13 protein-coding genes are annotated in these 12,962 nt (G+C 50.2%); all 13 read left to right on the forward strand.

Annotated features, from left to right (window positions below):
• The first annotated feature begins 3 nt into the window (after positions 1-3).
• The 13 genes from M1L23_RS09320 to M1L23_RS09380 all read left to right on the forward strand — a co-directional run bounded on the left by M1L23_RS09320 (position 4) and on the right by M1L23_RS09380 (position 12,907).
• The gene (locus tag M1L23_RS09320; protein WP_252627068.1) at positions 4-348 is read left to right on the forward strand and encodes a type IV pilus modification PilV family protein; all 345 of its coding nucleotides are present in this window, start codon (positions 4-6) and stop codon (positions 346-348) included.
• A 114-nt stretch (positions 349-462) separates the two neighbouring features.
• A complete protein-coding gene (flhA, locus tag M1L23_RS09325; protein ID WP_252627069.1) occupies positions 463-2,565 on the forward strand; it encodes a flagellar biosynthesis protein FlhA in 2,103 nt (700 codons plus the stop codon).
• Between the two features lie 35 nt (positions 2,566-2,600).
• Entirely contained in the window at positions 2,601-4,007 is a 1,407-nt protein-coding gene (gene flhF / locus M1L23_RS09330; RefSeq protein ID WP_252627070.1) for a flagellar biosynthesis GTPase FlhF, read from the forward strand.
• A gap of 109 nt (positions 4,008-4,116) precedes the next feature.
• Positions 4,117-4,956: a MinD/ParA family ATP-binding protein gene (locus tag M1L23_RS09335; protein WP_252627072.1), complete on the forward strand. Its 840-nt coding sequence runs from the start codon at positions 4,117-4,119 to the stop codon at positions 4,954-4,956.
• The gene (locus M1L23_RS09340) at positions 4,949-5,674 is read left to right on the forward strand and encodes an RNA polymerase sigma factor FliA (RefSeq protein WP_252627073.1); all 726 of its coding nucleotides are present in this window, start codon (positions 4,949-4,951) and stop codon (positions 5,672-5,674) included. Before M1L23_RS09335 ends, M1L23_RS09340 begins: the two co-directional genes overlap by 8 nt.
• 39 nt (positions 5,675-5,713) lie before the next feature.
• Positions 5,714-6,097 carry a chemotaxis response regulator CheY gene (cheY, locus tag M1L23_RS09345; protein WP_252627074.1) on the forward strand — a complete coding sequence of 128 codons (384 nt, stop codon included), beginning with the start codon at positions 5,714-5,716 and terminating at the stop codon, positions 6,095-6,097.
• Between the two features lie 19 nt (positions 6,098-6,116).
• The gene (locus M1L23_RS09350; protein WP_252627076.1) at positions 6,117-6,860 is read left to right on the forward strand and encodes a protein phosphatase CheZ; all 744 of its coding nucleotides are present in this window, start codon (positions 6,117-6,119) and stop codon (positions 6,858-6,860) included.
• Positions 6,861-6,872: 12 nt separating this feature from the next.
• Complete coding sequence (locus M1L23_RS09355; protein WP_252627078.1) at positions 6,873-9,008, forward strand: chemotaxis protein CheA; 2,136 nt, start codon at positions 6,873-6,875, stop codon at positions 9,006-9,008.
• An 8-nt stretch (positions 9,009-9,016) separates the two neighbouring features.
• Complete coding sequence (locus M1L23_RS09360; RefSeq protein WP_252627079.1) at positions 9,017-10,171, forward strand: protein-glutamate methylesterase/protein-glutamine glutaminase; 1,155 nt, start codon at positions 9,017-9,019, stop codon at positions 10,169-10,171.
• An 8-nt stretch (positions 10,172-10,179) separates the two neighbouring features.
• Complete coding sequence (locus M1L23_RS09365; RefSeq protein ID WP_252627081.1) at positions 10,180-10,956, forward strand: ParA family protein; 777 nt, start codon at positions 10,180-10,182, stop codon at positions 10,954-10,956.
• A gap of 20 nt (positions 10,957-10,976) precedes the next feature.
• Entirely contained in the window at positions 10,977-11,849 is an 873-nt protein-coding gene (locus tag M1L23_RS09370; RefSeq protein ID WP_252627082.1) for a chemotaxis protein CheW, read from the forward strand.
• Between the two features lie 29 nt (positions 11,850-11,878).
• Positions 11,879-12,382, forward strand: a complete 504-nt coding sequence (locus tag M1L23_RS09375; RefSeq protein ID WP_252627083.1) for a chemotaxis protein CheW — start codon at positions 11,879-11,881, stop codon at positions 12,380-12,382.
• 9 nt (positions 12,383-12,391) lie between these two features.
• Positions 12,392-12,907 (forward strand): DUF2802 domain-containing protein, encoded by a 516-nt coding sequence (locus tag M1L23_RS09380; RefSeq protein WP_252627084.1) that lies wholly within the window; start codon positions 12,392-12,394, stop codon positions 12,905-12,907.
• The last annotated feature ends 55 nt before the right edge of the window (positions 12,908-12,962 follow it).

Consider the following 12,962-nt stretch of genomic DNA (forward strand, 5'->3'; position numbering starts at 1 on the left):
GTCATGTCGCTGCTTGAAGTGGTGGTGGCTATGAGCATTGCTTTAATGGGGGCGTTGGGGCTCAATCTTGCATGGTCCCAATCTTTAGTACTCGAACAACAGCTGGTACAAGCCCGCGCTGCCCGCAGCGAAGCCTTAGCATTGCTATATCAATGGCAGCAAGCCCCACAGCCAACCATGTGGCAGCAACAACAATTGCGCTTTCATAGCCAAGCTAAAGGTAACAATGTGTACAGCTGGCAGCTTGAATTCCACAGCCTCGCAGGCAAAGCCAAGTGGCACGGAATATGGGCGCCACGGCCGCAAATTCACATCACTAATACCACGCCACCAGTGTCTTGCCGGTAGGTTGGCTTGATTCTTGAATAGTAACCTATGAGGTCGTAGGGGTGACGGTAAACCGCCGCTCTGTAAGTGTGCTTTGTAAGCGCGCATCACAGGTAAAGACAGGAATAAAGCGTTATGCAGCAATTGGCAGTTATGCAAGGGTTTTATAATAATCATAAGCGTCATTTAATTGGCGTCGGCACGCCTATTGGAGTATTGGCTATTCTGGCCATGGTGGTGTTACCTATGCCACCGCTGCTGCTCGACATTCTTTTTTCTTTTAATATAACCCTGTCTATGATGGTGCTGTTAGTGGCGGTTTATACCCGCCGCCCGTTGGAATTTGCTGCCTTTCCGTCTATTTTGCTTATCGCCACCGTATTCCGGTTGGCGCTTAACATTGCTTCTACCCGCGTGGTACTACTTAACGGTCAAGAAGGCCCAGGTGCGGCCGGTAAGGTTATCGAATCTTTTGGTGCCGTGGTTATTGGTGGTAACTACACGGTAGGTATGGTGGTGTTCCTTATTTTAATCATCATTAACTTCGTGGTTATTACCAAAGGTGCAGGCCGAATTTCAGAAGTAACGGCACGTTTTACCCTCGACGCCATGCCCGGAAAACAAATGGCCATCGACGCCGACCTCAACTCTGGCCTTATTACCCAAGAAGACGCCAAAGAAAAACGTGAAGACGTTACCCGTGAAGCCGACTTCTACGGCTCCATGGACGGTGCCAGTAAATTCGTAAAAGGCGACGCTATTGCGGGCTTGCTTATTCTTGGTATTAACATTGTTGGCGGTGTGCTTATTGGTACCCTACAACACGACTTACCCTTTGGCGTTGCCATGGAAGTATATTCACTACTTAGTATTGGTGACGGCCTAGTAGCGCAAATTCCCTCGCTGTTACTGTCGGTAGCAACGGCAATTATTATTACCCGAGAAAATGCCGACAAAGACTTAGGCGAACAGCTCACCAAAGTGCTGTCGGGTAATCCGCGGGTACTTATTATTGTTGGCGCTATTTTGTTTGTTATGGGCATAGTGCCGGGCATGCCGCACATTGCTTTTCTGTCAATGGCCGCCCTGTGTATTGGTTTGGCTTATTTGCGCATTAAAGCCGCCAAAGACGGCAAAGAAGGCGAGCTAGTGAAAGAGCGCACGGAACTTGCCACGCAAAATCAAAATATCGACAGTAAGGAAATTAGTTGGGACGACGTGCACCAAGTCGACACTATAGGCCTAGAAGTAGGTTACCGGCTTATTCCAATGGTCGATAAAAACCAAGGTGGCGAATTACTGGCGCGTATTAAAGGCGTGCGTAAAAAGCTGTCCCAAGAATTGGGCTTTCTGGTGCCACCGGTGCACATTCGCGACAACCTCGACTTAGGCCCCAACCAATATCGTATTACCTTGCTGGGAGTCACCTTTGGCGAAGCGGAAATACGCCCCGACTGGGAACTAGCCATTAACCCGGGCCAAGTGTTCGGGCAGTTAAAAGGTGAAGCCACCAAAGACCCAGCCTTCGGCCTCGACGCGGTTTGGATTAAGAAAGAAGATCGCGAGCACGCACAAACCTTAGGCTACACAGTGGTCGACGCGGCTACGGTAGTGGCCACCCATGTTAGCCAAATTCTTACCAATAACGCCGCTCAGCTGGTGGGCCATGAAGAAACCCAGCAGTTGCTCGACCTATTAGCCAAGCAGCAACCGAAGCTTATTGAAGGCTTAGTACCAGACGTTTTAAGCTTGTCGATTATTGCCAAAGTGCTACAAAACTTACTTGAAGAAGGCGTACCCGTGCGCGACTTCAGAACCATAGTACAAACCTTGGCCGAGTACGGTAGTAAAAGCCAAGACGCCGACGTACTTACTTCGGCAGTGCGCATTGCCCTGCGCCGGTTAATTGTGCAAGAAGCCGCTGGCGGCATGGAAGAACTGCCCGTCATAACATTGGCGCCAGAGTTGGAACAGATGTTGCATCAGTCACTACAGATGGCAGGAAATGAAGGTGCGGGTATTGAACCCGGCTTGGCCGAGCGGTTACAAACAAGTTTAAAAGACGCTCACCAGCAGCAAGAAATGAACGGTCAACCGTCAGTTTTGCTCACTTCAGGAATGTTACGGGGTACATTGTCACGCTTTACCCGTAATAGCCTGCAAGGACTACACGTATTGTCGTACCAGGAAATACCCGACGACAAACAAATTAGAATCGTCAGCTCAATCGGTCAGTAACGGGCAGCTGAGCTAGCTTGGCGGAGTTAAGCAACATGAAAATAAAACGTTTTTTTGCAAAAGATATGCGTTCAGCATTGGCAGAAGTGAAGCGCACCTTAGGACCAGACGCCGTTATTATGTCGAATAAAACCGTGTCTGGTGGGGTTGAGTTGGTGGCCGCTTATGACCCCGACACCGCACCGGCACAAGCCATGTCATCGGCGCGTCGTCAAAACACCGTCACCCCTATTGAAGAGCTTGCCGGAGGCGTTGAAAAACAACAGGCTATTGCCACTTCTTTAGAAGCCTTATTGCAACGTCAACAAGAAGAAGCGGCACCCTCGCAAGCGGAAGCTCTCGAGCCAGTTGCTGCGGCACCACAGCCAGAGCCACAACAGCCGGTGGCCGAGCCGCTGCAGCCAGCAACACGCCAAGAACCAAGCTTACAAGAGCCCGTTGCCCAGGTAGCAGGGCAAATGGTGGCAGAATCACGTATACTCAACGACGCCCAAGTTGCAGCACGGCTTGCCGCCCAAGACAGCCAAATGGAAACCATGCGCGACGACATGGCCGCCATTCGGGCCTTACTCGAGCATCAGGTATCGGGTTTAATGTGGCAAGAAGTTGAGCGCCGCGAACCCATGCGGGCTTTGCTAATTAATAAATTAAAAAAGCTTGGCTTTACCGGCCAAGTGGCAGATCAAATCTCGTGCTTTATTCCAGAAGGGCTAAAGAAAGACGAAGCCTGGCAGCAAACCCTTGACTTGATGCAAAGCCAAATACAAACCACCAGCAACGACATTTTACAAAAAGGCGGCGTGGTTGCATTAGTCGGGCCAACTGGCGTAGGGAAAACCACCACCGTAGCTAAATTAGCGGCGCGCTTTGCTCGTCGCCATGGTGCCGACAGCGTGGCCATGATCACCACCGACACCTACCGCATAGCTGCCGCGGAACAGTTACAAACCTATGGCCGCATTATTGGCTGCACGGTTAAAGTGGCCAAAAATGCCGACGAACTCAATGTGGTGTTAGCGCAATTACGCCAGCGTAAGTTAGTACTTATTGACACCGCAGGCATGAGCCAGCGCGACATGCGCTTAACCGACCAATTAGAAACGCTAATGCGCAACACCCGTTTACGTATTCGCCCTTACTTGGTTTTGGCAGCTACGGCCCAAGGCGCCGTACAAGAAGAAATTGTTCGCCGCTTTAAAAAGTTACCCTTAAGCGGCTGTATCTTCACCAAACTTGATGAATGTCTAAGTATTGGTGAATCATTAAGTGTTAGCATTCAAAATTCATTGCCAATAAGCTATCTTACAGATGGACAGCGCGTACCCGAAGACATTAAAGTGGCCGATGCCGGCGATTTAATCGCCCGAGCCGAAACAATGGCTGCAGCATCAGCGGTTGTTGACCACCAGTTTTCTACTGAAGCCGACTTTGCTTATGTATAATTTGCACAATAATGGTCGAAGTGAAGTAAACTGATAACATAAGCAATTAATACACGTAGTAGCAGGACACCCAGTAGTGAACGATCAAGCGAGCGGTTTGAGACGGATAATGAAAAAAAACCAAATTAAAGTTATTGCAGTTACTGGCGGCAAAGGCGGCGTAGGAAAAACCAACGTATCGCTGAATATGGCTATGGCCATGGCCGACCAAGGCAAGCGCGTATTGGTTCTCGACGCCGACTTAGGCTTGGCAAACGTCGACGTTATTTTAGGCTTGCGTGTAGAAAAGAATTTATCCCATGTGTTGTCGGGCGAATGTGACATCGACGACATCTTAATAGAAGGGCCGCGGGGCATTTTTATTGCGCCTTCCACTTCCGGTACGCGCTCCATGGTCGAATTGTCGCCACAAGAGCATGTAGGCCTTATTCGTGCCTTTAGTAATATGCGAACCGAATTCGATGTGCTTATTGTCGACACCGCCGCCGGTATTTCTAACATGGTGCTTAGCTTTGCCCGCGCCTCGCAAGACGTAGTAGTGGTAGTGTGCGACGAGCCCACCTCTATTACCGACGCCTACGCGCTAATTAAGCTACTAAGCCGCGAACACGGCGTGTTTCGGTTTAAAATAGTAGCCAATATGGTACGCACCATGCGCGAAGGGCAAGTGCTGTTTAATAAGCTAACCAAAGTAACCGACCGCTTTTTAGACGTGGCCTTAGAACTTGCTGCCATCGTGCCGTACGACGAAAACCTGCGAAAAGCAGTACGCAAACAACAATTATTAATTGAAGCCTTTCCGCGTTCACCGGGCTCGCTGGCCTTTAAAGCTCTGGGAACACGCGCAATGAACTGGCCTATACCAGCGCAGGCGGGCGGGCATTTAGAATTCTTTATTGAACAATTGGTGGCCCAGCCACAGCCTGGAAAGGAGCCTGCTAATGAGTAAAGTAGCTGCCTATGCTTCAGAAGCTCGCCACCAACAACAAATTGTTGAACAGCACACTAATTTGGTTAAACGCATTGCCCATCACATGGTGGCGCGGCTACCGGCCAATGTGCAGGTCGACGATCTTATTCAGGCTGGTATGATAGGCTTACTCGAGGCCTCAAAAAACTTTCAAACCGGTAAAGGTGCAAGTTTTGAAACTTTTGCCGGTATTCGTATTCGTGGCGCTATGCTCGACGAAATCCGCCGTGGCGACTGGGCCCCACGCTCGGTGCACCGTAATAGCCGCATGTTAGCCGAAGCGGTACGGCAAGTAGAAAATGAAACAGGCCGCGACGCTCGCGACCATGAAGTTGCAGAAAAATTAGGTATACCATTAGACGAATATCATCAAATTTTGAATGATGTTAGTTCAGGACGTATAATTGGTATCGAAGACTTAGGCGTTTCTGAAGACGTTATCGTAACCGGCAGCCAAGACGCCACCCACAACGAACCTTTTGCTGAAGTCGAGCAAAAGGCGTTTCAACGTGCGTTGGCTGAATCTATTCGTGGTTTGCCTGAGCGCGAATCACTGGTGCTGTCATTGTATTACGACGAAGAACTGAACTTAAAAGAAATAGGCCAAATTTTAGACGTGAGTGAATCACGAGTAAGTCAAATTCATAGTCAGGCCATGGTACGATTAAAAGGTCGTATGCGAAGTTGGACTGATTAACACGACTCGTTTAGGTATTAAGCCTCGCTGGAGGGCACATTGGACAAAAACATGAAAATTCTTGTCGTGGATGATTTTTCAACGATGAGGCGCATTATAAAAAACTTGCTGCGCGATCTAGGCTTGCAGAACGTTTCTGAAGCCGACGACGGCACCACCGCTTTGCCTATGCTGCAAAACGGCGAATTTGATTTCGTTGTTACCGACTGGAACATGCCAGGCATGCAGGGTATCGACCTGCTACGGGCCATTCGGGCCGACGAACGGCTGAAGCACATTCCCGTACTAATGGTAACGGCGGAAGCAAAGCGCGATCAAATAATTGAAGCGGCGCAAGCAGGTGTAAATGGCTATATTGTGAAGCCCTTTACCGCTGCTACGTTAAAAGAAAAGCTCGAAAAAGTATTCGAACGGCTAGCATAATCTGACAAGGAGAACACAGATGGTGCCATCCGTCGGAACGATTACGCTGGAGCAAGCGCAGGAATTAGTGCGCTTACTAGAACACGAAAAGCAAACTGAAGCCGACCGGTTGTTACGGCAGTTAGCCGACGCCGATCAAGACGAGCTGTTTGAATCGATTGGTAGATTAACCCGCCAACTGCACGACTCGCTACAGGAATTTTTAGAAGATCCGCGGTTATCAACGTTAACCACCGACGAGCTACCCGATGCACAAAATCGCTTGCAGTACGTGATGCAACGTACTGAAGAAGCTGCCAACCGCACCATGGATGCGGTCGAAGCGTCGCTACCCTTAGCCGAAGAAATGGGTACCGAAGTGAGTGCAATTTTGCCCGTGTGGAACGGGTTAATGTCGCGCGACATCGACTTACAGCAGTTTAAAACACTGTGCCATCAAGTCGACGGCTTTATTCGCCGTTCAGCCGAGCGCAGTGAACATTTGCATACGCTATTAACAGAAGTATTAATGGCACAAGACTTTCAAGATTTAACCGGCCAAGTTATTCGCCGGGTAATCGATTTAGTGCAAGAAGTAGAAAGCCAACTAATATCGCTGCTGACAATTTTTGGTGAAGACTACCAAAAAGCAGCACAAGAAAAAAACGCAAAGGCAGTGAAGGGTAACGGGCCAGAAGGGCCTGTAATCGATCCTGAAGTAAGAGATGACGTTGTCAGTGGACAAGACGGCGTTGATGATCTGCTGTCTAGTTTAGGGTTTTAGGAGCAGCTGCACATGAGTTTTGACCTCGATGAAGACATCCTGCAGGACTTTTTAATTGAAGCCGGTGAAATTTTAGAACTGCTTTCTGGGCAGTTGGTGGAATTAGAAAACGATCCTGATAACCGTGATTTACTGAACGCTATTTTCCGTGGCTTTCATACGGTGAAAGGTGGCGCCGGGTTTTTATCGCTAGGCCATTTAATCGACACCTGTCACGGTGCCGAAAACGTGTTCGACACCTTACGTAATGGTGGCCGCGAACTGTCGTCAGAACTTATGGACGTTATTTTACAGGCCCTCGACACCATAAACGAACAATTTGCCGCGGTGCAAGCCCGGGAAGAAATGCAGCCGGCTGATCCGGAGCTATTGGCCGCCTTAACAATTTTAAGCGAGCCGGGCACCCACATGCCGGGCGACAGCGGTGCAGAAGTAACACAAGCTGACGAAGCCGAAGAAGTAGCAGAAAGCGAGGCAGAAAAGCCCACGGCTATTTCCGGCGAAGGTGGTGTCGACGACATTACCGACGAGGAATTTGAATCCTTACTCGACGAATTGCACGGTGTCGGTGGGGAAACAGCAAGCACCCCGCCAGCGGCAGCAGCAACGCCCGCGGCTGAACAAGCCGCCGGCAGCGACAACGACGAAATGAGCGACGAGGAATTCGAAGCTTTACTCGACGAATTACAAGGGGTTAAACCACCAGCACAGCCCGCCCAAGAGCCACCCGCCGCACCAGCAACACCAGCAGCTGCAGCCGCCGATGGTGAAATGAGCGACGAAGAATTTGAAGCCCTGCTCGACGAATTGCACGGCAGTCAAGCACCAAGCAGCGTGCAACCTGCTACCAGCGAGCCTACTGCAAAACCAGCCGCTAAACCTGAGCCTAAACCAGCAGCAGCCAAACCAGCCGCCAAGCCAGCAGCAAAACCAGAACCAAAGCCGGCACCACGGCCAGTAGCGCCGCCGGCAGAAACCACCGTACGGGTCGACACCCGCCGCCTCGACGACATTATGAACATGGTGGGCGAACTGGTCTTGGTTCGAAACCGTTTATTGTTACTCAATAGTAACTTTAACGACGAAGAGCTAGGCAAAGCTATTTCTAACCTCGACGTGGTCACCGGCGACTTACAAGGCTCGGTAATGAAAACGCGCATGCAGCCCATTAAGAAAGTATTTGGCCGCTTCCCCCGCGTAGTGCGCGACATGGCGCGTACCTTAAATAAAGAAATTACCCTCGAGCTCATTGGCGAAGACACCGACCTAGACAAAAACCTGGTAGAAGCACTAGCCGACCCCTTAGTGCACTTAGTGCGTAACTCCGTCGACCACGGCATTGAAATGCCCGACGAGCGGGTAAAGGCGGGTAAGCCGCGCATGGGTGTGGTTACTTTAGCGGCGTCGCAAGAAGGCGACCATATACTGTTGTCAATTGAAGACGACGGCGCCGGCATGGACGCAGAAAAATTAAAAGGCATCGCTATTAAGCGTGGCATTTTAGACGTCGACGCCGCCGCGCGTATGACCGACGAAGAAGCCTACAACCTTATTTTTGCTGCCGGCTTTTCCACCAAAGAAGTTATTTCCGACGTGTCCGGTCGTGGTGTGGGCATGGACGTGGTAAAAACCAAAATAAACCAGCTTAATGGCTCGGTGCGTATCGACTCAGAAATGGGCCGCGGCACCCGCTTAGAAATTAAGGTGCCCTTAACCTTAGCTATTTTACCAACGCTTATGGTGCGGGTTGGCAAGCAGGCTTTTGCGCTGCCATTAGCTACCGTAAACGAAATTATAAACTTAGACTTAAAGCTAACCAACACCGTCGACGGCCAGCTCAGCATGATCGTGCGCGACAAAGCCATACCATTGTTTTATTTAAACCTGTGGCTGAACAAAGGCAACAACCCCAACTTCAAGCGCGACGAAGGGCATGTGGTGGTGGTTACCTTAGGCACCCAACAAGTGGGTTTTGTGGTCGACGCTTTAGTGGGCCAAGAAGAAGTGGTAATTAAGCCGCTCGACCGTATGTTGCAAGGCACGCCAGGCATGGCTGGTGCTACAATTACCAGCGACGGCGGTATTGCTCTTATTCTTGATATACCAAGTTTGCTCAAGCGTTATGCGAAACGCTCTATTAAACACTAAAGGAAAACATGACAGTCAGGGTATTAGTTGTAGATGACTCCAGCTTTTTCCGTCGCCGAGTGACAGAAATTTTAAATGGGTCGCCTGAAATAGAAGTTATTGGTCAAGCCGCTGATGGCGAAGAAGCTATTATACAAGCTCGCAAACTGCGCCCCGATGTCATTACCATGGACATTGAAATGCCGGTACTCGACGGTATTAGCGCGGTGCGGCGCATTATGGCAGAGCGACCGGTGCCCATTTTAATGTTTAGCTCGCTTACTCACGACGGTGCCAAAGCTACGCTTGATGCCCTCGACGCCGGCGCAGTCGACTTCCTACCAAAAAAATTCGAAGACATTGCCCGTAACCGCAGCGAAGCTATTCAGGTTTTGCAGCAACGGGTAATTCAAATTGGGGGCAAACGCACACCGCTGCGCACGCCCCTTAGCACGCCTGCCAGAACGCCTATTAGCCGGCCGCCCTTAGGCAGCAGTTTAACCGACCGGCTTAGTGTGCGCCAACGGCCCGCTATTCAGCCCACAGTAAGTACTCAACAAGCCCAGGCCGCACCAAGTACGGTAGCGCCAATAGCGCGCACGGCACCATTTAAAGTGCTGGCTATTGGCACTTCCACCGGTGGTCCCGTTGCGTTGCAAACAGTACTTAGCGCCTTGCCGGCAAACTTTCCCGTGCCCATAGTGCTAGTGCAGCACATGCCAGCGGCCTTTACGAACGCCTTTGCTAATCGGCTCGACAGTCTTTGCGCTATCAAAGTGAAAGAAGCACAAGACGGTGATATTCTGCAGCCAGGGCATGCTTATTTAGCCCCAGGTGGCAAACAAATGATTGTCGACGGTCGGGCTAATTCTGCCAAACTACAAATACGTGAAGACGACAGTGAAAAGCTAACCTACCGGCCCAGTGTCGATCTTACCTTCGCTTCGCTAGCGCGCACCTATGGTGGCGATGTTCTCGCCATTGTATTAACCGGCATGGGTGCCGACGGCCGTGAAGGCAGTCGTATGTTAAAAGATCGCGGTGCCACTATTTGGGCACAAGACAAAGACACCTCAGTTGTTTATGGTATGCCACAGGCGGTGTCAGCAGCAGGGCTTTCCGAGCGCGACCTGCCGCTGCAAGATGTATCGCGTCATATTTTACGTGCGTTTGACTTAAATTAGGTATCGCCATGGTGATATGGACAGTCGCAAACCAAAAAGGTGGGGTGGGTAAAACCACCAGCACCATAGCCTTGGGCGGTTTATTGGCTGAACGTAATAACCGCGTGCTGCTTATCGATCTCGATCCCCATGCTTCGCTAACATATTACTTTAATATCGACTCGGAAGAACTGCAGCAAAGCGCCTACGACCTGTTGCTAGAAGGCCCAGAAGTTAGCTATGAAAAAATAACCGCGGCTATTCAGCAAACTAGCTTTGAAAATATCGACGTATTACCCGCCACCATGGCTCTTGCCACCCTCGACCGTAAACTCGGTGGCCGCAGTGGCATGGGCTTAGTGTTACGCAAGGCATTACGCAAATTACGTATGGACTACGACTACGTGCTTATCGACGTACCACCGGTGTTAGGCGTACTTATGGTGAATGCTTTAGCCGCATGCAGCCAAGTTATTGTGCCGGTGCAAACAGAAACCCTAGCGCTAAAAGGGCTCGACCGCATGCTGCAAACCTTGGAATTGGTAAAGAATTCCTTGCGGCAAAATCATTTGGTTACGGTGGTACCTACCATGTACGACAAGCGTACGCGGGCTTCACTCGACGCCTACCAAAAACTAATTAAAAAGCATGGCAGTAAAGTGTGGGCCGGCATGATCCCCGTCGACACCAAGTTTCGCGATGCTAGTGCTGAACATACGCCGCCGTCGTTGCATGCGCCAAAGGCCCGAGGTGTGTTAGCATATACCCAGTTGTTACAACATTTACTTAGTAAAACAAACTCTTAAGCAGGTTTAGCAGGCAGGTCATGAGTCAAAACTCAACGAGCAATCGTGCAATGCACGAATACCTTACAGCGTTGTTAGAAGAAGAACAGCCGAGCAAGCTCGACGACTTAACCCGTGCGCCATTGGAACGTTTGCTGGCCAAAGGCCCAGCCGTGGAACCGCCCCCGGTTGTAGAAACACCCACCGTGGGCACGGCACCCCCGGTTATAAAAACGCCCACCGTGGGCACGACACCCCCGGTTATAAAAACGCCCACCGTGGGCACGACACCCCCGGTTATAAAAACACCCACCGTGGGCACGACACCCCCGGTTATAAAAACGCCCACCGTAGGTACGGCACTGCCGTACGAAGAGGCACTGCCGTACGAAGAGGCACTGCCGTACGGAAAGGCACCCCCACCGCCGCAACAGCCAAACGCCATGGCCGAATATCAAAGCGAACCTTTCCAAGCGTTGTTTTTTAGCGTGGCAGGGTTAAACTTAGCGGTGCCGTTAAAAAGTTTAGGTGGTATTCATAAGTGGCAAACGCCAAAACCCTTATTTGGCCGGCCCGCATGGTATCTAGGCATGATGCCCCACCTAGAAGAGCAGCTTAACGTGGTCGACTCAGCCCGCTGGGTAATGCCAGAAAAATACACTGAAAAACTAGCCGCAGGGCTTAATTATCAGTACCTTGTTATGTTAGGTGCAAGTAATTGGGGGCTCGCCTGCGAACAGTTAATTAATACCGACACGCTGCAGCCCGAAGAAATAAAATGGCGAGTTGCTAGTGGTAAACGCCCTTGGTTGGCAGGTATAGTAAAAGACAAAATGTGCGCTTTAATTAATGTAGAAGCGCTTATCGCCTTGCTCGAGCAAGGTTTAGACAATAGTGCCAAAGATAACAAATAAAACGGCTTTCGTTTTGGGAGAAGAAAACCATGAGTCAAACAAACCGCAGTCTGAAATCTAAAACCGCAGTGGCAGATAGCGACGATCCAGTTTTACAGTGGGTTACTTTTCAATTAGACGAAGAAACCTATGGCATTAACGTTATGCAGGTACAAGAAGTACTCCGCCATAGCGAAATTGCACCGGTACCGGGTGCTCCCGACTATGTGTTAGGCATTATTAATTTACGTGGCAACGTGGTTACCGTTATCGACACCCGCACCCGTTTTGGCTTGCCTTCTAGCGAAGTGAACGACAACACCCGCGTGGTTATTATTGAAGCCGACCAACAGGTTATTGGCATTTTGGTCGACAGTGTTGCAGAAGTGGTTTACTTGCGTAGCTCTGAAATTGACAGTGCACCAAATATTGGTACCGAAGAAAGCGCCCGCTTTATTCAAGGGGTAAGTAACCGCGACGGCGAACTGCTTATTTTGGTTGACCTAAATAAAATGCTCACGGAAGAGGAATGGGGCGAAGTTGCTCAAATTTAGCCAATGCCTATGACCAATATACTTTTTCTTTGGCTGCCAATCAGCATTAGCCTAGCCGCCTTGGTGGGGCTAATTGTAGTGTTAATCGCGGTTATTCGTAGCCGCGACGAGCAACACAAACTGCTAGCCGTGCTGGAACAATTGCGCAGCGACCAAGTAGCCACGGCCGAGCACGATCAGCAAAAAGAACAGCATCGGTTGCAGCAACAACAGCTGCAGGAGCAGGTTGGCGCGCTCAAAAGGCAACTAGCGGCGGTCATGCAGCAAATTGAACTGAGTGTTAATAACAACACCGAAGTGAAACAACAACTCGACAACCTGGCCCACAGCCAAGCAGCGTTAGAGCAACAAATTTTACAACAACAAGAAGCCATTCAAGAAGTGGCCGAGCAAGATCCAGAAAGCAAATTCTACCAACGGGCCGCCCGCCTAGTACAACAAGGCGCAAGCTTAGAAGAAATCATGGACGCCTGCGAACTCCCCCGCGCCGAAGCCGAACTGCTCTACAGTTTGTATAAAAAATAACCTTGGGGTCAGAACAAGCTTTTTAGGATGGCTTGTTGAATTCATTGGGCTGTAG

Origin of the sequence: Aliidiomarina quisquiliarum (assembly GCF_023922585.1) — a bacterium.
Taxonomy (GTDB): Bacteria; Pseudomonadota; Gammaproteobacteria; order Enterobacterales; family Alteromonadaceae; genus Aliidiomarina; species Aliidiomarina quisquiliarum.

Excerpts from the sequence above, each read along its gene's own strand:
- M1L23_RS09320 (WP_252627068.1), top strand. The coding sequence starts at position 4 with ATGTCGCTGCTTGAAGTGGTGGTGGCTATGAGCATTGCTTTAATGGGG.
- flhA (WP_252627069.1), top strand. The coding sequence starts at position 463 with ATGCAGCAATTGGCAGTTATGCAAGGGTTTTATAATAATCATAAGCGT.
- flhF (WP_252627070.1), top strand. The coding sequence starts at position 2,601 with ATGAAAATAAAACGTTTTTTTGCAAAAGATATGCGTTCAGCATTGGCA.
- M1L23_RS09335 (WP_252627072.1), top strand. The coding sequence starts at position 4,117 with ATGAAAAAAAACCAAATTAAAGTTATTGCAGTTACTGGCGGCAAAGGC.
- M1L23_RS09340 (WP_252627073.1), top strand. The coding sequence starts at position 4,949 with ATGAGTAAAGTAGCTGCCTATGCTTCAGAAGCTCGCCACCAACAACAA.
- M1L23_RS09350 (WP_252627076.1), top strand. The coding sequence starts at position 6,117 with ATGGTGCCATCCGTCGGAACGATTACGCTGGAGCAAGCGCAGGAATTA.
- M1L23_RS09355 (WP_252627078.1), top strand. The coding sequence starts at position 6,873 with ATGAGTTTTGACCTCGATGAAGACATCCTGCAGGACTTTTTAATTGAA.
- M1L23_RS09360 (WP_252627079.1), top strand. The coding sequence starts at position 9,017 with ATGACAGTCAGGGTATTAGTTGTAGATGACTCCAGCTTTTTCCGTCGC.
- M1L23_RS09365 (WP_252627081.1), top strand. The coding sequence starts at position 10,180 with ATGGTGATATGGACAGTCGCAAACCAAAAAGGTGGGGTGGGTAAAACC.
- M1L23_RS09370 (WP_252627082.1), top strand. The coding sequence starts at position 10,977 with ATGAGTCAAAACTCAACGAGCAATCGTGCAATGCACGAATACCTTACA.
- M1L23_RS09375 (WP_252627083.1), top strand. The coding sequence starts at position 11,879 with ATGAGTCAAACAAACCGCAGTCTGAAATCTAAAACCGCAGTGGCAGAT.
- M1L23_RS09380 (WP_252627084.1), top strand. The coding sequence starts at position 12,392 with ATGACCAATATACTTTTTCTTTGGCTGCCAATCAGCATTAGCCTAGCC.